This window comes from Sphingomonas sp. (assembly GCF_035910975.1).
GTDB lineage: Bacteria > Pseudomonadota > Alphaproteobacteria > Sphingomonadales > Sphingomonadaceae > Sphingomonas.
This window is the reverse complement of record NZ_JAMHWM010000039.1, coordinates 377,490-400,796: the sequence shown is the minus strand read 5'-3', so window position 1 is coordinate 400,796 and position 23,307 is coordinate 377,490. Positions and strand designations below refer to the sequence as shown.

23 protein-coding genes and 1 pseudogene are annotated in these 23,307 nt (G+C 66.9%); 2 read left to right on the top strand and 22 right to left on the bottom strand.

The features are described from left to right. Positions 1–20: 20 nt before the first annotated feature. From VYI76_RS15280 to VYI76_RS15175, 22 genes are all read right to left on the bottom strand, one after another. Positions 21–1,202: a serine hydrolase domain-containing protein gene (locus VYI76_RS15280; RefSeq protein ID WP_326525640.1), complete on the bottom strand. Its 1,182-nt coding sequence runs from the start codon at positions 1,200–1,202 to the stop codon at positions 21–23. Beyond that, positions 1,199–2,185, bottom strand: coding sequence for a class A beta-lactamase (gene bla, locus VYI76_RS15275; protein WP_326525639.1), 987 nt, complete (start codon positions 2,183–2,185; stop codon positions 1,199–1,201). The genes VYI76_RS15280 and bla overlap by 4 nt, the downstream gene beginning before the upstream one ends. Before the next feature lie 257 nt (positions 2,186–2,442). Next, positions 2,443–4,806, bottom strand: coding sequence for a polyribonucleotide nucleotidyltransferase (gene pnp / locus VYI76_RS15270; protein ID WP_326525638.1), 2,364 nt, complete (start codon positions 4,804–4,806; stop codon positions 2,443–2,445). Between the two features lie 151 nt (positions 4,807–4,957). Next, positions 4,958–5,227 (bottom strand): 30S ribosomal protein S15, encoded by a 270-nt coding sequence (gene rpsO, locus VYI76_RS15265; protein ID WP_326525637.1) that lies wholly within the window; start codon positions 5,225–5,227, stop codon positions 4,958–4,960. 22 nt (positions 5,228–5,249) lie between these two features. Next, complete coding sequence (truB, locus tag VYI76_RS15260; protein ID WP_326525636.1) at positions 5,250–6,239, bottom strand: tRNA pseudouridine(55) synthase TruB; 990 nt, start codon at positions 6,237–6,239, stop codon at positions 5,250–5,252. Positions 6,240–6,247: 8 nt separating this feature from the next. Next, positions 6,248–6,937 (bottom strand): site-2 protease family protein, encoded by a 690-nt coding sequence (locus tag VYI76_RS15255; RefSeq protein WP_326525635.1) that lies wholly within the window; start codon positions 6,935–6,937, stop codon positions 6,248–6,250. Continuing rightward, positions 6,930–7,538 carry a thymidine kinase gene (locus VYI76_RS15250; RefSeq protein ID WP_326525634.1) on the bottom strand — a complete coding sequence of 203 codons (609 nt, stop codon included), beginning with the start codon at positions 7,536–7,538 and terminating at the stop codon, positions 6,930–6,932. Before VYI76_RS15250 ends, VYI76_RS15255 begins: the two co-directional genes overlap by 8 nt. Before the next feature lie 253 nt (positions 7,539–7,791). Continuing rightward, positions 7,792–9,183, bottom strand: coding sequence for a dihydrolipoyl dehydrogenase (gene lpdA, locus VYI76_RS15245; RefSeq protein ID WP_326525633.1), 1,392 nt, complete (start codon positions 9,181–9,183; stop codon positions 7,792–7,794). Then, entirely contained in the window at positions 9,176–9,544 is a 369-nt protein-coding gene (locus tag VYI76_RS15240) for a DUF5615 family PIN-like protein (RefSeq protein ID WP_326525632.1), read from the bottom strand. The genes lpdA and VYI76_RS15240 overlap by 8 nt, the downstream gene beginning before the upstream one ends. A gap of 2 nt (positions 9,545–9,546) precedes the next feature. After that, the gene (locus tag VYI76_RS15235; RefSeq protein WP_326525631.1) at positions 9,547–9,783 is read right to left on the bottom strand and encodes a DUF433 domain-containing protein; all 237 of its coding nucleotides are present in this window, start codon (positions 9,781–9,783) and stop codon (positions 9,547–9,549) included. 7 nt (positions 9,784–9,790) lie between these two features. Then, positions 9,791–10,996, bottom strand: coding sequence for a 2-oxoglutarate dehydrogenase complex dihydrolipoyllysine-residue succinyltransferase (odhB, locus tag VYI76_RS15230; RefSeq protein WP_326525630.1), 1,206 nt, complete (start codon positions 10,994–10,996; stop codon positions 9,791–9,793). 10 nt (positions 10,997–11,006) lie between these two features. Next, complete coding sequence (locus VYI76_RS15225) at positions 11,007–13,937, bottom strand: 2-oxoglutarate dehydrogenase E1 component (RefSeq protein ID WP_326525629.1); 2,931 nt, start codon at positions 13,935–13,937, stop codon at positions 11,007–11,009. A 179-nt stretch (positions 13,938–14,116) separates the two neighbouring features. Further along, entirely contained in the window at positions 14,117–15,001 is an 885-nt protein-coding gene (gene sucD / locus VYI76_RS15220) for a succinate--CoA ligase subunit alpha (protein WP_326525628.1), read from the bottom strand. Between the two features lie 56 nt (positions 15,002–15,057). Continuing rightward, a complete protein-coding gene (locus VYI76_RS15215; protein ID WP_326525627.1) occupies positions 15,058–15,351 on the bottom strand; it encodes a GIY-YIG nuclease family protein in 294 nt (97 codons plus the stop codon). Between the two features lie 100 nt (positions 15,352–15,451). Continuing rightward, positions 15,452–16,414: a malate dehydrogenase gene (gene mdh / locus VYI76_RS15210; protein ID WP_326525626.1), complete on the bottom strand. Its 963-nt coding sequence runs from the start codon at positions 16,412–16,414 to the stop codon at positions 15,452–15,454. Positions 16,415–16,575: 161 nt separating this feature from the next. Further along, complete coding sequence (gene zapE / locus VYI76_RS15205; RefSeq protein ID WP_326525625.1) at positions 16,576–17,688, bottom strand: cell division protein ZapE; 1,113 nt, start codon at positions 17,686–17,688, stop codon at positions 16,576–16,578. 126 nt (positions 17,689–17,814) lie between these two features. Next, a complete protein-coding gene (locus VYI76_RS15200; protein ID WP_326525624.1) occupies positions 17,815–18,282 on the bottom strand; it encodes a PaaI family thioesterase in 468 nt (155 codons plus the stop codon). A gap of 11 nt (positions 18,283–18,293) precedes the next feature. After that, complete coding sequence (locus VYI76_RS15195; RefSeq protein ID WP_326525623.1) at positions 18,294–19,079, bottom strand: succinate dehydrogenase iron-sulfur subunit; 786 nt, start codon at positions 19,077–19,079, stop codon at positions 18,294–18,296. Positions 19,080–19,090: 11 nt separating this feature from the next. After that, a complete protein-coding gene (creD, locus tag VYI76_RS15190) occupies positions 19,091–20,479 on the bottom strand; it encodes a cell envelope integrity protein CreD (RefSeq protein WP_326525622.1) in 1,389 nt (462 codons plus the stop codon). 29 nt (positions 20,480–20,508) lie between these two features. Next, positions 20,509–20,796, bottom strand: coding sequence for a hypothetical protein (locus tag VYI76_RS15185; RefSeq protein WP_326525621.1), 288 nt, complete (start codon positions 20,794–20,796; stop codon positions 20,509–20,511). Positions 20,797–20,859: 63 nt separating this feature from the next. Then, complete coding sequence (locus tag VYI76_RS15180; RefSeq protein WP_326525620.1) at positions 20,860–21,843, bottom strand: C13 family peptidase; 984 nt, start codon at positions 21,841–21,843, stop codon at positions 20,860–20,862. 60 nt (positions 21,844–21,903) lie between these two features. Beyond that, positions 21,904–22,773 carry a glycoside hydrolase gene (locus VYI76_RS15175; RefSeq protein ID WP_326525619.1) on the bottom strand — a complete coding sequence of 290 codons (870 nt, stop codon included), beginning with the start codon at positions 22,771–22,773 and terminating at the stop codon, positions 21,904–21,906. 46 nt (positions 22,774–22,819) lie between these two features. Here VYI76_RS15175 and VYI76_RS15170 point away from each other — a divergent pair, with 46 nt between their 5' ends. Beyond that, complete coding sequence (locus VYI76_RS15170) at positions 22,820–22,996, top strand: hypothetical protein (RefSeq protein ID WP_326525618.1); 177 nt, start codon at positions 22,820–22,822, stop codon at positions 22,994–22,996. After that, a pseudogene (locus VYI76_RS15165) lies at positions 22,986–23,263 on the top strand (type II toxin-antitoxin system RelE/ParE family toxin). The gene VYI76_RS15170 and the pseudogene VYI76_RS15165 overlap by 11 nt, the downstream one beginning before the upstream one ends. The last annotated feature ends 44 nt before the right edge of the window (positions 23,264–23,307 follow it).

The following is a 23,307-nucleotide window of genomic DNA, read 5'->3' as shown; positions in this document are numbered from 1 at the left end:
TCGCACGGTTGCATCGATTGTCACTTTGGCATCACCGCGGTCTCACCCGCCGCCTTGCGCACGATCCGCTCCTCCTCCACGCTGTAGCGCGACTGCCCCTTGCTGCCGTCGGCGACGGCGGTGGTGAAGAAGGCGATGCCGCGTCCGCCCGTCCGGTCGATCCACAGGCCGGAGCGCAGGGCGTAGGCCTCACCGGCATGACCGACCCAGGTCGCACCGTCGCCGAACAGGTCATCCTCGCACCCCGCCGCCAAGGTCGGAACGGTCTGCGTCGCGAGGCCGTAGCGGCAGTAGAAGCCCTGCGAGGTGTCGCCGTTGGTGCCGTCGAAGGTCCACCGGGCCGTTTCGATGGCGGCGACCGATTCGGGCTTGAGGAACCCGTCCCCTCGACGGAGCAGCATCTGCCCAATCTTCGCCAGATCGTGCGCGGAGATGCGCAAGCCCCCCTGCGGCGAGAAGATCGCGCCATTGTCGCCCGGCCGGTAGGCGGCGAGGTCGCATCCCGCGACGGCCACCACCGGGCAATCCGGCCGCTTGCCGCCCAGATCGTCGCGCGCGACGTCGCCGTTCGCGCGGTACAGCACGACCGCGCGCGCCACCTTGGCGTCGCTGCACCCCTCGCCCCAATTGTAGCAGGCGTCCAAGGCCAATGGGCGCAGCACCTCGCGCGCCATCACCCGGTCGAATCGTTCGCCGGTCGCCGCCTCGATCACCGTCGCGACGATGCCGGTGTTGATATTGGCATAGTGGAAATAGCGGCCGGGCGGGTGCGCGACATCCCACGCCTTGGGATCGGCAACCGCATCGCGCATCCGCACGCCCAGCGGCACGATATAATCGATGCCGTCGGCCAGGCTGGAGGTGTGCGACAACAGCATCCGCAACGTTATCGGCACGTCGGGGAACGCGGGATTGCGCAGCCGCCAGCCGAGCACGTCCGACACGTCCCGGTCCAGGTCGATCCGACCCGCCTCCACCAGCCGCATCACGCCAAGCGCGACGACCAGCTTCGATACGCTCGCCACCCGCGCCGGATCATCGATCGTCACGCGCCGCCCCGTCGCGCGATCGGCGATACCGCGCGCGCTGGCAAAAGTTATGCGGTTGGCATCGAAGGTCACCTGCACCTCGGCAGGGCGGACCTCCGCAGGCCGTCCCGCGCAGCCGGAAAGCAGCAGCAGGAGGAGCGCGACCGCCCTCATTTCTGCAACTGGAAACCGTCGAACACGATCCGCCCGATCTCGGCGAGCTTCGCGTCGCGATCGGCAGGCGCGACGATTCCGTAGGAGAAGATCGCGATCGCGACGCGGCGCCCGCCCGGCAGCGTCATCACCCCGACGTCGTTCGAGATACCGGGCAACGTCCCCGTCTTGTGCGCCCACGGCGTGCCGGCGGGCAGCATCGCCTTCACCCGCCGCGTCCCCGTCTTGCACCGCGCCAGCACGTCGAACAGGAAGCGCGTCGTACCCGGCTTCAGCAACTCGCCCTTCTGCGCGCGCGCCAGCAGATCCGCCATCGCGCGCGGCGTGGAGCTGTCGCGCGGATCGGCGTCGAAGGCGGGGTTGACCGGCCATTTCTCGTCATCGGTCTTCCACGGTTCGACCGGCATGAACCGCGCCAGCGCGGCGCCGTCGGACAGGCCCGGCTCGATCGCCTTGCCGCTGACGTCGATCAGCAGTCGCGCGATGCTGCGATCGACGCGCTGATCCCGGATGCCCTTTGCTTCGAGCCAGCGCGTCACCGCCCCCGGCCCGCCGACCGCCTTCAGCAACATATCGGTCGCGGTATTGTCGCTGACCGTCAGCGCCAGTTCGACCAGGTTGGCGCCCGACAGCGCGACGCCAGCGTGGGGCAGCGTGTCGGTGATCCCGTCCGACCGCACCCGATCGCCCTCATCGAGCGTGTACATGGTGGAAAGGGTCCACCGCCCGCGATCGACACCGTCGAGCCAGGCTGCAGCGATGGCGACCTTCACCGCGCTCGCCATCGGGAAACGATCGTCGGCGTTGATCGACAGCGTCGCGCCGCTGTCGAGGTCGATCGCCGCGACGCCCAGCTTGCCCGCCGGCACCGAGGCGACGGCGGCGACCCGCTGCGCGAGCCCGTCGGGCAGCACCTGCGCCGTAGCCGGCGTCGCGGCGAGGAGGGACAGGGCGAACAATATGGATCGGGTCGATGTGCGCATGGCGCCATACCGCCCGAGATCGCGCGCGGAGGCAACCGCAAAAAGCGGCGGTCAGGCAAGCATGATGGCCGTTACCGCGACGAACCATGGGCGCGCGGTCGCAACACGGTGGCTCGCCGAAACGCGCCCCTCAACCCGGCGTGGCTGTCCCCTTCCTGCCCCTCCCGGCGGTCAAGATACGGGAACCGAGAAAAAGGGGCCCGGCATTGCTGCCGGACCCCTTATCCTCTCCGTCACTTCCCCGGACGGTAACTGGGTCAGTCCTTGTCGCCGGTCAGGAACGCCGGCGCGAACTCGGGCGCGGGGCCCCGATCGTCGTTGGCGTCGTTGTCCGAACGCTCGCGGCGCGGGCCGCGGTCGCCGCCTTCGCGACGGGGGCCGCGATCACGATCGCCGTCACGGCGCGGGCCGCGATCCCGGCCGCCGCGATCGCCGCCACGGTCGCCGCGATCCCCACGGGGGCCGCGATCGCCACGGCCGCCTTCACGCGGCTCGCGCGGGGGACGGGTGTCCTCCAGCTCGGCGCCGGTTTCCTGATCGACGACGCGCATCGACAGGCGCACCTTGCCGCGCGGATCGATCTCGAGGACCTTGACCTTTACTTCCTGGCCCTCGGACACGACGTCCGACACCTTCTCGACGCGCTCGTTACGCATCTCGGAGACGTGGACGAGGCCGTCCTTGCCGCCCATGAAGTTCACGAACGCGCCGAAATCGACCAGGTTGACGACCTTGCCGGTGTAGACCTTGCCGATCTCCGGCTCTTCGACGATGCCCTTGATCCAGTTCATCGCGGCCTCGATCTGCGACCCGTCCGACGAGCTGATCTTGATGACGCCCTCGTCGTCGATGTCGACCTTGGCGCCGGTCGTCGCGACGATCTCGCGGATCACCTTGCCGCCGGTGCCGATGACGTCGCGGATCTTCGACTTGTCGATCGTCATCGTCTCGATGCGCGGCGCGTGTTCGCTCAGGCTCTCGCGGGTATGGTCGAGCGCCTTGGCCATCTCGCCCAAAATGTGCGCGCGGCCTTCATGGGCCTGCGCCAGCGCGACCTTCATGATCTCCTCGGTGATACCGGCGATCTTGATGTCCATCTGAAGGCTGGTGATGCCCTCGCTGGTGCCGGCGACCTTGAAGTCCATGTCGCCCAAGTGATCCTCGTCACCCAGGATGTCGCTGAGGACGGCGAAGTCCTTGCCTTCCAGGATCAGGCCCATCGCGATGCCGGAAACCGGGCGCTTGATCGGCACGCCGGCATCCATCAGCGACAGCGAACCGCCACAGACCGTCGCCATCGACGACGATCCGTTCGACTCGGTGATGTCGCTGGTGACGCGGATCGTGTAGGGGAACTCTTCCTTCGTCGGCAGCACCGCGTGCAGCGCGCGCCAGGCGAGCTTGCCGTGGCCGACGTCGCGGCGCGACGGCGCGCCGAAGCGGCCCACTTCACCGACCGAATAGGGCGGGAAGTTATAGTGCAGCATGAAGTGCTGGTACGACAGGCCGTTCAGCCCGTCGATCATCTGCTCCGCGTCGCGGGTGCCCAGCGTCGTCGTCGCGATCGTCTGGGTTTCGCCGCGGGTGAACAGCGCCGAACCATGCGCGCGCGGCAGGAAGTGGACTTCCGCCTCGATCGGACGGACAGTCTTGGTGTCGCGGCCGTCGATGCGCTTGCCGGTCTTGAGGATCGCGGTGCGGACGATCTCCGCCTCCAGCTTCTTCACCAGCTTCAGCGTGCCCAGATATTCGGCCGGGTTGCTTTCCTTCAGGTCGGCGAACGCCTCGCGCGCCTTGGTGCGGGCGTCGTTGATCGCGGTCTGGCGGGCCTGCTTGTCGGTCAGCTTGTAGGCCGCCTCCATATCCTTGCCGATCAGCTTCTTCAGCTTGGTCTTGGCGGCCGAGCTGTCGACCTGGGCCTTCAGTTCCCACGGCTCCTTGGCGGCCTGCTCGGCCAGCTTGATAATCGCGTTGATCACCTTCTGGCTCTCGCGGTGGGCGAACATCACGGCGCCCAGCATGACCTCTTCGGACAGCTCCTTGGCTTCCGATTCGACCATCATCACCGCGTCGTGGGTGGCGGCGACCATCAGGTCGAGCTCGCCCTCGGCGACTTCGCCGTCCGACGGGTTGAGCTGATACTCGCCGTCCTTGTAGCCGACGCGCGCGGCGCCGATCGGACCCATGAAGGGCACGCCCGACAGCGTCATCGCGGCCGAGGCGGCGATCATCGCCAGCAGGTCGGGCTCGTTCTCGCCGTCATAGCTCATCACCTGCGCGATGCAGTTGATCTCGTTGTAGAAGCCTTCCGGGAACAGCGGGCGGAGCGGACGGTCGATCAGGCGGCTGACCAGCGTCTCGCGCTCGGTCGCGCCGCGCTCGCGCTTGAAGAAGCCGCCCGGGATACGACCCGACGACGAGAACTTCTCCTGATAATGGACGGTGAGCGGGAAGAAATCCTGCCCTTCCTTCACCGACTTGGCGGCCGTCACGGCGCACAGCACCACGGTCTCGCCCAGCGTCGCGATCACCGCGCCGTCGGCCTGGCGGGCAACCTTGCCCGTTTCGAGCGTCAGCGTCTTGCCGCCCCACTCGATCGATACGGTCTTCTTGTCGAACATTCTCGTTTCCTTCACTCCGGCGGCCAGATGCCGGCCGGGGCCTTTGTGGATCGCCCATGCGATCCGGTGCGACGGAGTATCCGTCTGCCGGGGACGCCGCCGGATTGCGGGGCCCCGAATGCGACAAGGGCGCCCGCGGGCGCCCTTGAAGTTACTTGCGAAGCCCGAGCTTCGCGATCAGCGCCAGATAGCGATCGCCATCCGACTTACGCAGATAGTCGAGCAGCGCACGGCGCTTGTTGACCATCATCAGCAGGCCGCGGCGGGAATGATTGTCCTTCGCGTGGCCCTTGAAATGCTCGGTCAGGTTGCGGATGCGCTCGGTCAGGATCGCGACCTGGACTTCGGTGGAACCGGTGTCGCCTTCGGCGCGCGCATGTTCCTTGATGACTTCCTGGCGGCGTTCTGCGGTAATCGTCATATCGTTTCCCTCGACATCGTCGTCACAAGTTGAAACCGCGGACGACACGGGCTTCCCCGTGGGTGACCTCGATCAGCGCGACCGGGGTTTCCCCCGACAGCGCGAAATACTGGCCATCGTCTTCGGCAATCCCGACCAGCACACGCCCCTGGCGGAGCGCCCCTGCCTGGTCGGGGGAGAGGGAGAGAGCCGGGATGTCGTCCAGCCCCGCCCTCAGCGGCAGGAGTATCGTCTCAAGGGTGCGCCCCTTAGCGGCTTCATCCAATTTGTCCAGCGATATCGCGTGGGTGAGGCCGAACGGCCCCGCCTTCGTCCGCCGCAGCATGGTGACATGACCGACCGTGCCGAGCGCCAGCGCGATGTCGCGGGCGAGGCTGCGAATATAGGTGCCCTTGGAGACATGGGCGGTGAGGATGACTTCGTTCAATCCCTCCCCTGCAAGGGGAGGTGGCAGCCCGCAGGGCTGACGGAGGGGTGTCGCGTTATCCGGAGAGGTCGATACCCCTCCGTCGCGCTGGCGCGCGCCACCTCCCCTTGCAGGGGAGGACAAGCCAAGCGAATGAACCACCACATCCCGGCTCGCGAGCTGCACTTCCTCGCCCGCCCGCGCCAGATCATAGGCCCGCTCCCCATCCACCTTCAGCGCCGAATATGCCGGCGGCACCTGCGCGATCGGGCCGGTGAAGCGCGGCAGCACCGCTTCGATCTCGGCCAGCGTCGGGCGAACGTCGCTCTGCGCGATCACCGCCCCTTCCGCATCCAGCGTGTCGGTCTGCGCGCCGAACCGCACGGTAAAGTCATACACCTTGTCGCTGTCGAGCATACGCCCGGCGAGCTTGGTCGCCTCACCCACTGCGATCGGCAGCACGCCCGTCGCCAACGGATCGAGCGTGCCGCCGTGTCCGACCTTGAACTTGCCGTAGCCGCCCTGGCGCAACGCGCGCTTCACCGCCGACACGCCCTGCGTCGAACCCAGCCCCAGCGGCTTGTCGAGAATCACCCAGCCATGCATCGCGCGGGTCAGATAGCGAGGCCGACCAGTCCCAGGAAGGCGCCCGCGACCATATGTACGATGGGCACGACCGCCCGCGCGACGACGTTCCATTCCGGCGAGATCATCGGCACCACCAGCAGCAGGACGATCAGGATCGGAAAGCCGAACCGCCCCAGCCCCTGCCACGTCGGCACGACGCTGCGCGGCAACAACCCCTCGACCACATGGCCGCCGTCGAACGGCGGCAGCGGGATAAGGTTGAAGATCGCGAGGAAGACGTTGATGAGGAGGAAGTTGAACAGATTGTCGACGAGGAAGCGCACGCCCCCGGTTGGCTCGACGCCGCCGTTGCCCGCCAGCAGCACGCCCAGCCCGAGCGCGGCGACGAGCGCCAGCACCAGGTTGATCCCCGGCCCCGCCAGCGCGACCAGCATCATGTGGAGCCGCGGATTGCGCAGGCGCGAGGTGACGACGGGCACCGGCTTCGCCCAGCCGAATACCGGCGCTCCCGTCACAGCCAGCAATAGCGGCAGCCCGACCGTTCCGACCGGATCGACATGCTTGATCGGATTGAGCGTCAGCCGTCCGAGACGCGCAGCCGTCGGATCGCCGAATGCCCGCGCGACCCAGCCGTGCGCGACCTCGTGGAACACGATCGCGATCACCAGCGGCACCAGCCAGATGGCGATGCGATAGAGCAGATCGCCGTCAGGCATCGACGTGCGTGCTCAGGCTCAGCACGCCCGCCAGCGCGTCGGCGAAATGACGGCGGCACAGCGCGACATAGCGATCGTTGCCGCCGATCTCGGTCTGCGCACCCTCGCTAACCGCCCGGCCGTTCTCGCCGACCCGCGCGTTCATCGTCGCCTTGCGCCCGCACAGGCAGACCGACTTGATCTCGATGAGCGCGTCGGCGATCGCCAGCAGCCGGGCGGAACCGGGGAACAGAGCCCCCTGGAAATCGGTGCGCAGGCCGTAGGCGAGCACTGGCACGCCAACCACGTCGCAGACATGGGCGAGTTGCGCGACCTGATCGGCGGTGAGGAACTGCGCCTCGTCGACCAGCACGCAATCGACCTTCTGTCGGGCATGCTCGTCAGCCACGCACGCGCCGATATCCGTCGCCGGATCGAACGTGATCGCCGGCATCGCGAGACCGATCCGCGAGGTGATCGTGCGCGCCGCATAGCGATCGTCGATCGCCGCGGTGAACAGCATCGTGCGCATGCCCCGCTCACGATAGTTGAAATCGGCCTGCAACAGCGTGGTCGATTTCCCCGCGTTCATGCTGGCGTAGTAGAAATAGAGCTTGGCCATCGCGCGGAGATGTGGGGCGGAACGCGCGACAATGTCCAGCGCTAACCCCTATCCCGTTCGCCCTGGGCCCGTCGAAGGGCCGCCTTCTGCTCACCGAGCAGCCCGAGCGCCGAAGAATGGGCGGGGCTTCGACAGGCTCAGCCCGAACGGGATAGAACGTTCCTGTTAAACCCGCCGCAGCAAAGCCGCGGCGTCGGACGGCGCTTTGGCGCCGCCGGCCGGGGGCAAGCCGGTTCGATCCCATTTAGCTTTGCTAAATGTGTATCGGCTTGCCCCGGACGCCCATCGCCGCTTCCTTGATCGCTTCCGAATGCGTCGGATGCGCGTGACAGGTGTAGGCGATGTCCTCGCTGGTCGCGCCGAATTCCATCGCCTGCGCGACCTGCGCGATCATCGTGCCGGCGGGCACCGCGATGATCCAGGCGCCGAGCACGCGATCGGTCTTGGCGTCGGAAATGACCTTCACGAAGCCGTCGGGTTCGTGGTTGGTCTTGGCGCGGCTGTTCGCCATCATCGGGAACTTCCCGACCTTGATTTCGCCCTTCTCCTTCGCCGCTTCCTCGGTCAGGCCGACGCCGGCAATCTCGGGCCAGGTGTAGACGACGCTCGGGATGATGTCGTGGTTCACGATGCCGGTCTGGCCGGCGATGTTCTCCGCAACGGCGATACCCTCGTCCTCGGCCTTGTGCGCCAGCATCGGGCCGGGCACGACGTCGCCGATCGCCCACACCCCGTCCACCCTGGTGCGGAAATCATGGCCGGTCTCGATCTGCCCGCGCTGGTTGGTCGCCAGGCCGATCGCCTCCAGGTTCAGCCCGTCGGTATTGGGCTTGCGGCCGATCGACACCAGCACGGCATCCGCCTCGATCGTCTCGGCATCGCCGCCCTTGGCCGGCTCCAGCGTCAGCGTCGCCTTGCCGCCCTTGACCGTCACGCCGGTCACCTTGGTCGACAGCTTGAATTCGATCCCCTGCTTCTTGAAGATCTTGGCGGCTTCCTTGCGGATATCGCCGTCAAAGCCTGGCAGGATCTGGTCGAGGAACTCGACGCAGGTCACCTTGGCGCCCAGCCGCCGCCACACCGAACCCAGTTCCAGCCCGATCACGCCGCCGCCGATCACCACCAGATGGTCGGGCACCCTGGCCAGTTCCAGCGCGCCGGTCGAATCGACAACCACCTTCTGGTCGATCTCGACGCCCGGCAGCGGGGTGACCGACGATCCCGTCGCGATGACGATGTTCTTGGCGGTGACGGTCTTGCCGCCCACCTCGACGCTGTGCGCGTCCCTGAACGCGGCATAGCCCTTCAGCCAGTCGACCTTGTTCTTCTTGAACAGGAACTCGATGCCGCCGGTCAACTGCTTCACCGCGTCGCGGCGCTGCCCGTGCATCGTGTCGAGATCGAGCTCGGGCGTCACCTTGATGCCCAGCTTCGCCATCGTGCCGTTGGCGGCATGATCGAACAGTTCGGACGCATGCAGCATCGCCTTCGACGGAATGCAGCCGACGTTCAGGCACGTCCCACCCAGCGTCTCGCGCCCTTCGGCACATGCGGTCTTCAGCCCAAGATGCGCCGCGCGGATCGCCGCCACATAGCCGCCGGGACCGGCACCGATCACCAGGACGTCATAGTCATATTCAGCCATTATCTTCTCCGATCGGAAACGGCGTGCGGCGCGTGCCGTCCTTGGTAACGATGGTCATGTGACCGGCGGCGACGCCGCGCTCAAGCTCGGCAGCGAGAAGGCCGGCGGTAACTTCCCAGTCGCGATGCGGTGTCCGGGTATACAGGATCGCAAAGGGCGCCGGCATTCGCTTGTTGAAAATCAGGTCGCCAAAATCTCTGTCGTTGGTGATGAGGATCAATTCGGCGATATCCGCCCGGTCGAGGATATTGGTGTCCGTCGCGCCAGGCGCCGTCTCTCGAACCCATTCGACCGCATGACCGGCTTGCCGCAGCGCGATGACGACGTTGCCGTGCACGTTTTCATCGGCAAGCAGCCGCATCGTCAGGCGGCTTCGCGTCGTGCGGCGGACGCCTCCTTCACGAGCAGGTCATGCGTGAAGGCCACCGCCGCGCGAACATCCGTTTCGGTCAGATGGTCATGGGCTTCGAGGATTTCCGCCGTCGATGCACCCTCCGCCAGATATTCCAGAATCAGCTCGACCGATATCCGCGTACCCTTGACCACCGGCTTGCCGCCGAGGATTTCGGGATTGGAATGGATATGGTCGCGCCAATTCATGTCCACCTCACAGATCGATCAATATCCGCGTCGGATCCTCGATAGCATTCTTCAGCGCGACGAGGAACGTCACCGCCTCGCGGCCATCGATCAGCCGGTGGTCATAGCTGAGCGCAAGATACATCATCGGCCGTATCACGACCTGTCCGTCGCGCACCACGGGGCGGTCCTCGATGCGGTGGAGGCCCAGCACCGCCGACTGCGGCGGGTTGATGATCGGGGTGGACATCAGCGATCCGAAGACGCCGCCATTGGAGATGGTGAAGGTGCCGCCCTTCATCTCGTCCATCTTGAGCGTGCCGTCCTTGGCGCGCTTGCCGAAATCGCCGATCGTCTTCTCGATGCCGGCGACCGACAGGTCCTGTGCGTCGCGGATCACCGGCACCACCAGCCCGCCCGGCGACGACACCGCGACCGAGATGTCGGCATAGTCGTGATAGACGATCTCGTCGCCGTCGATGCTGGCGTTGACGGACGGAATGTCCTTCAGCGCCATCGTCGCGGCCTTCACGAAGAAGCCCATGAAGCCCAGCCGCACGCCGTGCTTCTTCTCGAACAGGTCCTTGTACTTCGCGCGCGCCTCGATCACCGCGGTCATGTCGACGTCGTTGAACGTCGTGAGCATCGCAGCGGTGTCCTGCGCTTCCTTCAGGCGCTTGGCGATCGTCTGGCGAAGACGGGTCATCTTGACCCGCTCTTCCTTACGCGCCGTGCGGCCGGCGATGGCATCGCCACCGTCCGATGCGTTCGCGACGGCGGACACGGCGGCTTGCGGAGCCGTCTTCGCCGCGAGCACGTCCTCCTTGGTCAGGCGACCGTCCTTGCCGGTGCCCTTGACCGTCGCCGGATCGACCCCGGTTTCCAGCACCGCGCGGCGCACCGACGGGCTGAGCGCGGCCGGCGTGTCGCCGCTCGCCGCCTCGCTCGGGGCGGGCGCGGAAGTTGCGGCCGGAGCCGGCTTGGCGGCCGTACCATCACCCGCCTCGATCGCGCCGATCGTCGCGCCGACCGACACGGTGTCTCCCACGCCCACGGCATGCGCGCCCATCACGCCGGCCACCGGCGACGGCACCTCGATGGACACCTTGTCCGTCTCCAGGCTCGCGACGGGTTCGTCGGCGGCGACGGGATCGCCCGGCTGCTTGAGCCATTCGCCCAGCGTCGCTTCGGTGATCGATTCGCCCAGTACGGGCACCTTGATTTCAGTCGACATGGTCAGTTCCTCACGACTTCTGCGTGCGGCGAATTTCTTCGCGGACATTGTGGCCAAGCGCGTCGGCGATCAGCGCGCCCTGTTCGAGCTGGTGGCGCTTCATCAGGCCGGTGGCGGGCGATGCCGCGGCGGCACGGCCGGCGTAACGGGCGCGCGCGACCTTGCACTTCGCGGCGGCCAGCGCCTCCTCGATCAGCGGCTCGACGAAGAACCAGTAGCCGTTGTTCTTCGGCTCTTCCTGCGCCCACACGATCTCTTCCAGGTTCGGCATGCGGCGCACACGCTCCGCCAGCGGTTCGCCGGGGAAGGGATAGAGCTGCTCGACGCGGACGATCTGCGTCTTCGCATCGCCCGCGGCGTCGCGCGCCTCCATCAGGTCATAGGCGACCTTGCCGGAGCACAGCACCAGCCGCGTCGTGTCCTTGTCGGCCGGGGCTTTCGGATCGGACAGGATACGCCGGAAGTGGCTCTCGCCCTGGAAATCGGCCGCGCTGGACACCGCCATCTTGTGCCGCAGCAGCGACTTGGGCGTCATGATGACCAGCGGCTTGCGGAAGCTGCGATGCATCTGCCGGCGCAGCAGATGGAAGTAATTGGCCGGCGTGGTCACGTTGGCGACCTGCATATTGTCCTGCGCGCACAGTTGCAGGAACCGCTCCGGCCGCGCCGACGAATGTTCCGGCCCCTGCCCTTCGTAGCCGTGGGGCAGCAGCATAACCAAGCCGTTGGCCCGCAGCCACTTGGCCTCGCCCGCGGCGATGAACTGGTCGATCATGATCTGCGCGCCGTTGGCGAAATCGCCGAACTGCGCTTCCCACAGGACCAAAGTCTTGGGATCGGCCAGCGCATAGCCGTATTCGAACCCCAGCACGCCATATTCGCTCAGCGTCGAATCGAGCACTTCGAACCGGCCGTGCTCGACGGTCGAAAGGGGCACGTATTTATGCTCGTCGGTCTGATCGACCCATACCGCATGGCGCTGGCTGAACGTGCCGCGACCGGAGTCCTGGCCCGACAGGCGCACGCCATAACCCTCGGACATCAGCGCCCCGAACGCCAGCGCCTCGCCCGTAGCCCAGTCGAAGCCGGTGCCGGACTTGAACATCTCTCGCTTCGCATCGAGCACGCGGCCCAGCGTCTTGTGGATCTGGACGCTGTCAGGAACCGTCGTCAGCGTGCGGCCCAGGCTGTCGAACAGCTTGCGGTCGATGCCCGTTTCGACGTTGCGGCGGCTGCTCTCGGCATCGGCCGGCGCGTGCAGGCCCGACCAGCGGCCGGCGAACCAGTCCGCCTTGTTGGGCTTGTACGAAGCGCCCGCCTCGAACTCGCCCTCCATCAGCAGGTCGAATTCCTTCCACTGCTCGTCGATCCACGCCTGGTCGACGACGCCCTCGGCGATCAGCCGGTCGCCGTAGATCCTGCTTACGCCGGGGTGCTGACGGATCTTCGCGTACATCAGCGGCTGGGTGAACGACGGCTCGTCGCCTTCGTTGTGGCCGAAGCGGCGATAGCACCACATGTCGATCACGACGTCGCGGTGGAAGGTCTGGCGGAACTCGATCGCCATCTTGCAGGCGAAGGTGACGGCCTCGGGATCGTCGCCGTTCACATGGAACACCGGCGCCTGCACGCCCTTCGCCACGTCGCTCGGGTAGGGCGACGAGCGCGCGAACTGCGGCGAGGTGGTGAAGCCGATCTGGTTGTTGATGACGAAATGCAGGCAGCCGCCGGTGTTGTAGCCGCGGATGCCGGAAAAGCCGAAGCATTCCCACACGATGCCCTGGCCGGCGAACGCGGCATCGCCGTGGATCAGGACCGGCAGCGATGCCTTGTGCTCGGCGAGGTCGCCGGCGACCGTCTGGATCGCGCGGATCTTGCCCAGCACGACCGGATCGGCCGCCTCGAGGTGCGACGGATTGGCGACCAGCGACATATGGACGCTGGTCCCGTCGAACTCGCGATCGGTGGAGGTGCCGAGGTGGTATTTCACGTCGCCCGAACCGCCGACGTCCTCCGGGTTCGACGACCCGCCGGAGAATTCGTGGAAGATCGCGCGGTACGGCTTGCCCATCACGTTGGCGAGCGTGTTGAGCCGGCCGCGGTGTGCCATGCCGTACACGATCTCGCGCACGCCCATCTGGCCGCCGTATTTGATGACGCTTTCGAGCGCGGGGATCATGCTCTCGCCGCCATCGAGCCCGAAGCGCTTGGTGCCGACGTATTTCTTGCCGAGGAACTTCTCATACCCCTCGGCGGCGATCACCTTGCTGAGGATCGCCTTCTTTCCGTCGGGCGTGAACTGGATCGCCTTGTCGCGGCCCTCCATCCGGTCCTGCAGGAACTTGCGCTCCTCGACATCGGCGATGTGCATATATTCGAGGCCGACGTTGCCGCAGTAGTTGGCGCGCAGGATATCGACCAGCTCGCGGATCGTCGCGGTCTGGAGCCCCAGCACGCCCCCGAGGTAGACCGGCACGTCGAGCTGGTCGTCGGCAAAGCCGTGATACTCGGTCTTCAGATCCTCGGGCAGTTCGCGCGTCGACAGGCCCAGCGGATCGAGATTGGCGGCCAGATGCCCGCGCACACGATAGGTGCGGATCAGCGTCATCGCACGGATCGAGGCATCGGCGGCCGCGCGGATCGCATCGGCCGAAGGGGCCGGCGCGGCGGCCGTGGCCGGCTTGCCGCCCTTCGCGGGCGCCGGCGGCACTTCCATCTGCGTGGGGTCCAGCCCCGCCGTCAGCGCGTCCGTATCGGTCAGCGGCCAGTTCTTCTTCGCCCAGGACGGCCCCGTTGCGGCGCCTTCAAGCCCTTCGAAAAAGGCGCGCCAGCCGGGTTCGACGCCCGACGGATCGGCCCTGAACTTGGCGTAGAGCGTGTCGACGAACGCCGACGAGACGCCGCCGGCGATGTCCGAGAAATCCTGGCCTTCGTAGCCCATCTGTACCTCTCTTCCCTCTCCCGTCGGGAGAGGGTTGCGCAGACTTAGGCCTGAAAGGCCTTAGTCGAAGCTGGGTGAGGGGATCACGCTGTCGAGAGCGCCAATCCCCTCATCCAACTACGGCTAGGCAGCAAGCTGCCAAGCCTTCGTATCCTTCTCCCTCTGGAGAAGGTTTGGATTCAACCCTTCAACACACTCACCAGCGTTTCGCCCAGCAAACTCGGCGATGCCGACACCTTGATCCCGGCGGCTTCCATCGCCGCGATCTTGTCCTCCGCGCCGCCCTGGCCGCCCGAGACGATCGCGCCGGCATGGCCCATGCGGCGGCCCGGAGGCGCCGTACGGCCCGCGATGAAGCCCGCCATCGGCTTCTTGCGCCCGCGCTTGGCCTCGTCGCGCAGGAACTGCGCGGCTTCTTCTTCCGCCGATCCGCCGATCTCGCCGATCATGATGATGCTCTCGGTCGCGTCATCGGCCAGGAACAGTTCCAGCACGTCGATGAAGTTGGTGCCGTTGACGGGATCGCCGCCGATGCCGACCGCGGTGGTCTGGCCCAGACCCGCATTGGTCGTCTGGAACACCGCCTCATAGGTCAGCGTGCCCGAGCGTGAGACGACGCCGACGCTACCCTTGGAGAAGATCGAACCCGGCATGATGCCGATCTTGCACTCGCCCGGCGTCAGCACACCGGGACAGTTCGGGCCGATCAGCCGCGATTTTGAGCCGCTCAGCGCGCGCTTCACCTTCACCATGTCGAGCACCGGGATGCCTTCGGTGATGCACACGATCAGCGGCACCTGGGCGTCGATCGCCTCCAGGATCGAGTCCGCGGCGAAGGGCGGCGGCACGTAGATAACGCTCGCATCCGCACCGGTCTTGGTGACCGCCTCGGCGACGGTGTTGAAGACGGGCAGGCCGAGATGCTCGGTCCCACCCTTACCCGGCGTGACGCCGCCCACCATCTGCGTGCCGTAATCCAGCGCCGCCTGGGTGTGGAAACTACCGGTCTCCCCGGTCATGCCCTGGGTGATGACCTTGGTATTCTTGTTGACGAGGATGCTCACTCGCTTCTCCGATTCCTACCACCCCGACGAAGGCCGGGATCCAGTTGCCATGACCATCATGGTGCTGCGATCCGATCGTAAAGGTCATCCCAACGCGGGTTCATCTCTTCGATCAGCCGCAGCTTCCACGGCCTGTTCCACTTCTTGATCCGCCGTTCGCGCAACCGCGCTTCCTGCAGATCGTCATGCACTTCGTACCAGACGAGCAGCGTGCATTCGTGCGCGTCCGTAAAACTATCCGCTACCCGGTTTCGATGCTGCCAGACCCGCTGCATCAGGCCGCTGGTCGAACCGGTGTAGATCGTCCCGTTCCGCCGGCTTGCCATCATATAGACGTAGCCGGCTTTCATCCTGCCTTCCCGTGCTCCCGCGCAGGCGGGAGCCTAGGGCCGCAGGGGTCGTCGCTCAATAACCCTGGGCACCCGCCTGCGCGGGTGCACGGCAAGCCGGTCAGTTCAGCGACCCGTCGATCCCCTTGCACGCCACCAGCAGCTCCTTGACCGCATCGACCGAGACCTGAAGGTTCGCCTTCGCCTCATCGCCCAGCTTGACTTCGACCACCTTCTCGACGCCGCCCGCGCCGATCACCACCGGCACGCCGACGTAGAGGTTGTCGATACCATATTGACCGGTCAGGTGCGCCGCCGCCGGCAGGACGCGCTTCTGGTCGTAGAGATAGGCCTCGGCCATCGCGATGCCGCTGGTCGCAGGCGCGTAATAGGCACTGCCGGTCTTCAGCAGCGCGACGATCTCGCCGCCGCCGCCGCGGGTGCGCTGGACGATCTCGTCCACGCGCTCCTTCGTCGACATGCCCATCGCGATCAGGTCGGTGACGGGGATGCCGCTGACGGTCGAATATTCGAGCACCGGCACCATCGTGTCGCCGTGGCCGCCGAGCACGAAGCTGTTGATGTCCTTCACCGAGACCTTGAACTCCTCGGCGAGGAAGTGGCTGAAGCGCGCCGAATCGAGCACGCCGGCCATGCCGACGACCTTCTGGTGCGGCAGGCCGGAGAATTCACGCAGCGCCCACACCATCGCGTCGAGCGGGTTGGTGATGCAGATGACGAAGGCGTCGGGGGCATGTTCGGCGATCCCCTCACCCACCGCCTTCATCACCTTCAGGTTGATGCCCAGCAGGTCGTCGCGGCTCATGCCCGGCTTGCGCGCGACGCCGGCGGTGACGATGATGACGTCGGCGCCGGCGATGTCGTTGTAATCATTGGTGCCGGTGATCGTCGCGTCGAAGCCTTCGACCGGTCCGCACTGCGACAGGTCCAGCGCCTTGCCCTGCGGCACGCCCTCGACGACGTCGAACAGCACGATGTCGCCCAGCCCCTTCAGGGCGGCCAAATGCGCGAGCGTGCCGCCGATGTTTCCGGCGCCGATCAGCGCGATCTTCTTGCGAGCCACGTTACGTCTCTCCCGTGCGTTGAAGGATCGGGCGCGCCCGAAAACCACCAGCAGACGCGCGAAGTCGCGCCGGCCCATAGGCCGATCGCACGCGCCCGGCAAGGCGTAAAGCGGAGACGTTAACGACTTTTACTGATAATCGCTCGCAATATCAATAGAAGTCAGCCAGGCCCATGCCCCAGCGCCAGATAGTCGGCCGAACGCATCTCCATCAGCCGGCTGGCGGTGCGCTCGAACTCGAACGCGCCGTCACCCGCGACATAGAGGTCGTCGGGCTCGGCGTCGGCGGTCGCGATCAGCTTGACCTTGTGTTCGTACAGCGCGTCGATCAGCGTCACGAAGCGCGCGGCCTCGTTGCGGTTGTCCGGCCCCATGCGCGGAATACCGACGATGATGACGGTGTGGAAATGCCGCGCGATCGCCAGATAGTCGGGCACGCCGCGCGGCTCGCCGCACAGCCGCTTGAAGCTGAACACGCCGACGCCCTTCAGGCTCTTGGGCACATGCAGCGTGCGGCCGCCGGGGATCGCCAGTTCCTCCGACGGCACGTGCGCGCGGTCGGCCGGGTCGAAATCGGTCAGGCGGAAGAAAGCGGCGCTCACCGCCGCGGTCGCCGTCGGCCCGTTGGGCACGTGCCAGGTTTCGCCGTCGCCCAGCCGGTCGAGCCGATAGTCGGTCGGGCCGTTGAGCGCGATCACATCCATCTGCGCGCCGATCAGGTCGATGAACGGCAGGAACAGGTGGCGATTGAGCCCGTCCTTGTAGAGATCGGCCGGCGGGCGGTTCGACGTCGCGACCACCGTCACGCCGCGCGCGAACAGCTCGGTAAACAGCCGCGACAGGATCGCCGCATCGGCCATGTTGTTGACGACGAGTTCGTCGAACGCCAGCAGCCGGACGTCACCGGCGATCGCCGCGGCGACCGGGGGGATGGGATCGCCCTTCTCCTTCTCGCGCTCGGCGCGCAGCCGGTCATGGACCTCGGCCATGAAGGCGTGGAAATGGACACGCCGCTTCCGCCGGATATCCAGGCAGGCGAAGAACAGGTCCATCAGCATCGACTTGCCGCGCCCGACCCCGCCCCACAGGTAGAGCCCGCGCGGCGTCTCCGGCGCGCGGCCCAGCGCGCGCCACAATATGCTGCCGCGCTTCGGGCTGGCTTCGAGGCGGTCGGCGAGATCGGCGAGCCGCCGGGCGGCGTCGGCCTGCGCGGGATCGGGGCGGAGTTCGTCCGAGGCGACCAGCGCGTCGTAGCGGGCGAGGAGTTTGCTCATCTCGTCCCCCTCCTACCGTTCGCCCTGAGCTTGTCGAAGGGCTGCCCTTTTCTTCGCGCCGCAGGCTGCGCGGTCAGGAAGAAAGTACAGTGCTTCGACAAGCTCAGCACGAACGGACGCGGGCATTCACGCCACGCCCTTCGGTGGCGTCGATTTCCGCAGCGTTCCCGAAAACGCCGCGATCGTTGCGTCGCCCTGGACCACCAGACCGCGCACGAAGAGCATCCGTCCGGTTTCGCGCAGCAGTTCGACCCGCGCCTCCACCGCCACGCCGATCGCGCCGCCACCGATGAACTGGGTGGACAGGTCGAGCGTCACCGCCGTACCCGCGTCCAGCACGCCCAGTCCCCGGCAGGCGGCGAACATCGCCATGTCGATAAAGCCGAGCAGCGCGCCGCCATGCAGGTGATCGCGCAGGTTCGAATGCCGCCGCTCGGGCGTCATCCGCACGCGCGCGACGCCGTCATCGACCCGCACCGACAGCGGCCCGAGCAGCGAGGGAAAGCGCGTAGGATCGGTCGCCCGCCAGCGTTGCCACCCCGGATGATCGGGGTCGTCCTCCCAGGCGAAGAACCGCGAGACGTCGGCGGCCACGGACGCGACCCTCAGACGATCCGCTCGACCTCCATCTTCTTGATCTCGGCGATCGCCTTGGCGGGCGAGAGACCCTTGGGGCAGGCGTTGGCGCAGTTCATGATCGTGTGGCAGCGATACAGGCGGAACGGATCCTCAAGGTCGTCGAGCCGCTCGCCCGTCATCTCGTCGCGGCTGTCGGCCAGCCAGCGATAGGCCTGGAGCAGGATCGCCGGGCCGAGGAACTTGTCGCTGTTCCACCAGTAGCTGGGGCACGATGTCGAACAGCAGGCGCACAGGATGCATTCGTACAGGCCGTCGAGCTTCTCGCGCTGTTCGGGTGACTGCAGCCGCTCCTTGCCCGCCGGTGCCGGGGTGACCGTCTGCAGCCACGGCTTGATCGAGGCATATTGCGCGTAGAAATGCGTGAAGTCCGGCACCAGATCCTTGATGACGTCCATCGCCGGCAGCGGCGTGATCTTCACCTCGCCCCGGATATCCTCGATCGCCGTCGTGCAGGCGAGGCCGTTCTTGCCGTCGATGTTCATCGAGCACGATCCGCAGATCCCCTCGCGGCACGAGCGGCGGAAGGTGAGCGACGGATCCTGTTCCGACTTGATCTTGATGAGCGCGTCGAGGACCATCGGGCCGCAATCGTCCAGGTCGATCTGGAAACTGTCGTAGCGCGGGTTCTCGCCGCTGTCCGGATCGTAGCGGTACACCTTGAAATTGCGGACTCGCGTGGCGCCTGCCGGGGCCGCGTGGGTGCGGCCCTTGCCCGTGATCTTGCTGTTCTTCGGCAGGGTGAATTCGGCCATGAAAATCCGTCCTAGGCGTCGGTTGGCGGCGCGGCCGGACGGCCGCCCCATTCGAGATCGCGGGTCAGATACATGACCGATGCCAAGGCCGCAAACAGCAAGAGCGAGCCGATGAGAAGCGAATAGGCCTCGAGGCTGAGCAGAACGTAGAGCACCGCGTAGAGCGCGATCAGCAGTCCGGCGATGAAGCCCGCGCGCCGCCGGCTCTTGAGCACCGCGGCCGAATAGGCGGTCAGCAGCGCGACGATCGCGCCACCCGCGACGAGATAGGCGGCGGTGAAGCCGATCACTTCCGCGAAGGCGAGCAGCATGACGAAGAACAGCACCAGCCCGGTGCCGACCAGCAGATACTCGATAGCGGACACGCGCACGCCGCCGACGATATCGAACATCAGGAACGCCATGAAGGTGAAGCCGATGAACAGGAACCCGTATTTCACGCTGCGGTTGACCTGGCTGTAGAGATCGACCGGAGAGACCAGCGTGACGCCGGCCTGGTGATCCCCGACCGCGCCGCCAGCCACATAACCCGACCGGTCCGCGCTCACCGCGGCGGGCGCATCGCTGTCGACAAGCGAGCGGCCAAGCGCGAGGTTGCCGACCCGCCAGCTGGCCGAGAATCCGTCGTCGCCGATCCGCCGCTCGGTCGGCAGGAAGCCGCCCTGAAAGCTCGGGTGGCGCCACGGCGACGTCACCGTCCAGCGGGTATCACCGGCGAGCGGCGCCAGCGTCAGGCTGGCGTTGCCGCGGAAATCATAGGTGAAATCGACCGTGACCGCGCGCTCGCGCAAGGGCGTCGCATCGAGTGCGGCGAAAAACCCCGAACCACCGGTCGCCTCCGGCCCCTTGCCCGGCTGCAGCAGGCGGCGCGCCCCGTCCACCGAAACGCTGGGCGGCGGGCCGTACAGACCGCGCGCGTCGCTGAGGCCGAAGCGAAGCTCGGCGCGGTCGTAGGACAGCGCATCCGCCGTCACGCCGTAGCGCGCCAGATCGGCCGGCAGCGCGAACCGCGCCCGTCCGCTCGTCTTCGCGGCATAGACCACCGCTTCGTATATCGAACGCTGGCGGCGCTCGGGCGACAGGGTGGAACGGATGTCGGCGATGTCGGGCGCGATGCGCAGTTCGCGCCACACCCGGTTGACGCGGGTCACCTGCCGGCCGCCCTCGGTCACCGTTTCGGTGGCATCGGCCTGATAGGGAATGACGAGCAGCGGGCCGGCGATCACCTGGGGACCGCCCCATCCTTCGGCGATCGAATTGCGCGCGGTTTCCGACTGGCTCTGGCGGTCGTAGTTGAGCGCGTAGACGGTAAGCAGGGGGATCGCGAGCAATGCCGCGATGAAGATCGCGAAGGCGAACTTGATGGCCGGCGTGCGCTCGACTCGGTCGGTAAAGGCCATGATCCGCTCCCTGAAAATCCGCCGCCGGTCTATGCCATCGCGCGATGCGCGCCATGAGCGAAAAATGAGCGATCGCTGAAATCACCCCAGATCACGTCGAGCACCAGCCCCGGCTCGCACGCCACCGAATCTTCGATCTCGTACAGCCTGGCCTTCAGGCTGGCGACCTCCATCTTGAGCGCGCAACCCTCGGCCGGGGCGTCGGCAAGCCGGCACCTGAACTCCGAACAGAGCGCGTCGTCGATCGGCCCCTGGAGCTGGACGTGCGGTCGGGCCAGCAACCCAGAATGGATGGCGTTGCCGGATTTCTCGGACATGGGCCGCGCCACCGGCGAGGTGGCGGGAGGTTCCGCATCTTCCAAACGGGCACAGGATAAGGCTCACCGCCCTTTCGGCACGTCCTTCATCGATGCGATCGCGGGCTTGCCGACCGGCGCCGTGGCAGCCTTGGGGCTGCGCGCCTCCAGCGCCGCCAGCCAGCCCGCCGCGCCGGCGCCGAAGCTCGCCTGCGGCTCGGACGGCAGCAACTGGTGGTCGCCCTCCCATTTCGCGATCGTCGCGGTCGCCTCCCCCACTGCCGCCGCCAGCGGCTGGGGCCTGCGCAGCGCATGGTTGACCAGCGCGTCGCCGAAGAAGGTCCAGTCATTGTCGCTGACGCAGCCGAACGACGATCGCTCCGCCGACGCCGCCGTCACGACCACCGATCCGTGCGACGACAGCATCGGCACGAACACCCCCGAATAGCAGGCGCTGACGAACACCAGCCGGTTGGCGATCCCCAGGTCGCTCAACATCTGCCACAGCCGCGTCGGGCTGACCGCGCCATAGCCCTGATCGGCATCATTGTAGACGATCCCCAGCGGCGCGCCGTGGCTGGTGGTGTAGAGCACCAGCACATCCTCGCGCACGTCCATCGCCTCGGCCACGCGGGCGAGCGCCGCGGCGATGTTGTCGGGCGATCCGCGCGGCAGGTCGCTGTCCTTCGATCCGTCCGATCCCGCCAGCACGATCGTGCGGCCGGCGGCGTCATACCGGCGCGACAGCACCTTCGCCGCCTCGCGCGCCTCACGCCCGAAGACGGGATCGCTGTCGAGCGCGACCGACAGCACATAAGCGTCGACCACGCCCCTCCTCTGCGGCTGGACGGCGGCGAGCGCGGTGGCGAGCCGGCGGTGCTCGGCCAGCGTCCAGCGCGCCGGGCGCCCCTGCTCGAACTGTGCGCCACCATCCGCCGCCGCCTGGATTTCCTGTGGAGACGCGCGCGCGAAGATCGGCGGCGGCGCCACGGTATGGGCGGGCGGCTGATAGGCTTGCCCCCCCGCCGCACCCGCCATCATCAGGATCGAAAGCCCCCAGTACCGCACCCGCGCCCCCGCTTGTCCGAAGCGCGCAGGGTCGCGGGGCCGCGCCTCGCCGTCAAGCGTTCAGCACACCTCTGCGGTATTGCGCGGGATCGGCCCCAGCGGAACCCGCGCGGGATGCCCGAAGAAGGGATCGGCGCTTAGCCGGTGACGCTTGCCATAGGCGCGGCCCAGCGCGGCGTGGAGCGCCGGATCATAGGCCTTCAGGTCGCGGTGCGACAGGATGCGCCGCCCGTCGAACGCCGCCAGCCTGTTCGAATTGAACCAGAATTGCGTCCCCTCCGCCCAATATTCGCCGATCGTGGTGGCGGCATATTCGTCCTTCCACCGCCCCGCCGCCAGCGCGTCGCCATACGCCCGCTCGACCGCGGCATACAGGGCGCGATCGGTCCGCTCCGCCGCCATCAGCACATTGTGCGCGAATTCATGGACGAAGATCGTCTCGCCATAATAGCGCGAGGAGCGGAGCCCCAGCAGGTCCTCCGCCGCGCCGCTGGTGAACACCCCGCCCATCCCTCGTGCGCGGGCGTTCCAATAGGCGCGATCGGTCATCGCGCCGATCCGCGTATCATAGTGGATGCGCTCGCACCGCGTCAGGCGCGGGTCGTCGCGCGCGGGCCGCGTCCAGTGACGCTGTTCGGGCAGATCGGTGGTATACTCGTCCTCCGCCATGATCGCGATCCGCGTGCCCACACGGGCGATATCGCGGGCGAGGTCGGGCCGGTGGGCGAGCATCTCGACCACGATCGAGCGCGCGGCGAGCAGGGCCGCGTCGGGCACGTTCGCCGACGACAGGATCGGGATGCCGGCGGCGTCGATGTGCCTGGCGTAGAAGGGATCGGCGTTGAGCGCGGGCGGCGGCGCGGTGATCGTGGGCGATGCCGCGCCGGTGAGGGCCAGCGACAGAACAAGACCGAATGCCGTCCTCAGCATCGCTCGACTCTTGGCATAATCAACGAGCCGTTGCTATATTCCGGGCATGAAGCCCGCGCCCGTCCCGATCGCTGAAAAGCTCGACGGCGGCGATATCGCCGTCGAGCGCGGCTATGAAAGCTGGAAGCGAGCAAAGATCGAAGCCGCTCTCGCCCAGGCGCGGGATCGCGACGCGATGATTCCGGCCGAAGAAGTCTGGCGCCGGCTGGGCTTTGAACGTTAGCTTCACGCCACAGGCACTCGCCGACCTTCACGCCATTAGGGGCTGGATCGCCGAAGACAATCCACGCGCCGCCGACGACGTGCTTTCGCGCATTCGCCAGACGGCGATGATGTTCGGCCAGTTTCCGCTGCTGGGTCGACACGGACACGTCGCGACACCCGCGAATTCGCGGTGACCGGCCTGCCCTATACGATCGTGTACCGCATCGCCTCGGAAAGCGAGATCGACATTCTGACGGTTATTCACCAGCGCCGCCGCTATCCCTGAAAGACGGCGACCACCCTTTTCAGCATTCGCGCCCTACCGTCAGC

What these genes read in the sequence shown, in the direction of transcription:
- VYI76_RS15280 (WP_326525640.1), bottom strand. Translation starts at nt 1,202, where the DNA reads ATGAGGGCGGTCGCGCTCCTCCTGCTGCTGCTTTCCGGCTGCGCGGGA.
- bla (WP_326525639.1), bottom strand. Translation starts at nt 2,185, where the DNA reads ATGCGCACATCGACCCGATCCATATTGTTCGCCCTGTCCCTCCTCGCC.
- pnp (WP_326525638.1), bottom strand. Translation starts at nt 4,806, where the DNA reads ATGTTCGACAAGAAGACCGTATCGATCGAGTGGGGCGGCAAGACGCTG.
- rpsO (WP_326525637.1), bottom strand. Translation starts at nt 5,227, where the DNA reads ATGACGATTACCGCAGAACGCCGCCAGGAAGTCATCAAGGAACATGCG.
- truB (WP_326525636.1), bottom strand. Translation starts at nt 6,239, where the DNA reads ATGCATGGCTGGGTGATTCTCGACAAGCCGCTGGGGCTGGGTTCGACG.
- VYI76_RS15255 (WP_326525635.1), bottom strand. Translation starts at nt 6,937, where the DNA reads ATGCCTGACGGCGATCTGCTCTATCGCATCGCCATCTGGCTGGTGCCG.
- VYI76_RS15250 (WP_326525634.1), bottom strand. Translation starts at nt 7,538, where the DNA reads ATGGCCAAGCTCTATTTCTACTACGCCAGCATGAACGCGGGGAAATCG.
- lpdA (WP_326525633.1), bottom strand. Translation starts at nt 9,183, where the DNA reads ATGGCTGAATATGACTATGACGTCCTGGTGATCGGTGCCGGTCCCGGC.
- VYI76_RS15240 (WP_326525632.1), bottom strand. Translation starts at nt 9,544, where the DNA reads ATGCGGCTGCTTGCCGATGAAAACGTGCACGGCAACGTCGTCATCGCG.
- VYI76_RS15235 (WP_326525631.1), bottom strand. Translation starts at nt 9,783, where the DNA reads ATGAATTGGCGCGACCATATCCATTCCAATCCCGAAATCCTCGGCGGC.
- odhB (WP_326525630.1), bottom strand. Translation starts at nt 10,996, where the DNA reads ATGTCGACTGAAATCAAGGTGCCCGTACTGGGCGAATCGATCACCGAA.
- VYI76_RS15225 (WP_326525629.1), bottom strand. Translation starts at nt 13,937, where the DNA reads ATGGGCTACGAAGGCCAGGATTTCTCGGACATCGCCGGCGGCGTCTCG.
- VYI76_RS15215 (WP_326525627.1), bottom strand. Translation starts at nt 15,351, where the DNA reads ATGAAAGCCGGCTACGTCTATATGATGGCAAGCCGGCGGAACGGGACG.
- zapE (WP_326525625.1), bottom strand. Translation starts at nt 17,688, where the DNA reads ATGAGCAAACTCCTCGCCCGCTACGACGCGCTGGTCGCCTCGGACGAA.
- VYI76_RS15195 (WP_326525623.1), bottom strand. Translation starts at nt 19,079, where the DNA reads ATGGCCGAATTCACCCTGCCGAAGAACAGCAAGATCACGGGCAAGGGC.
- creD (WP_326525622.1), bottom strand. Translation starts at nt 20,479, where the DNA reads ATGGCCTTTACCGACCGAGTCGAGCGCACGCCGGCCATCAAGTTCGCC.
- VYI76_RS15185 (WP_326525621.1), bottom strand. Translation starts at nt 20,796, where the DNA reads ATGTCCGAGAAATCCGGCAACGCCATCCATTCTGGGTTGCTGGCCCGA.
- VYI76_RS15175 (WP_326525619.1), bottom strand. Translation starts at nt 22,773, where the DNA reads ATGCTGAGGACGGCATTCGGTCTTGTTCTGTCGCTGGCCCTCACCGGC.
- VYI76_RS15170 (WP_326525618.1), top strand. Translation starts at nt 22,820, where the DNA reads ATGAAGCCCGCGCCCGTCCCGATCGCTGAAAAGCTCGACGGCGGCGAT.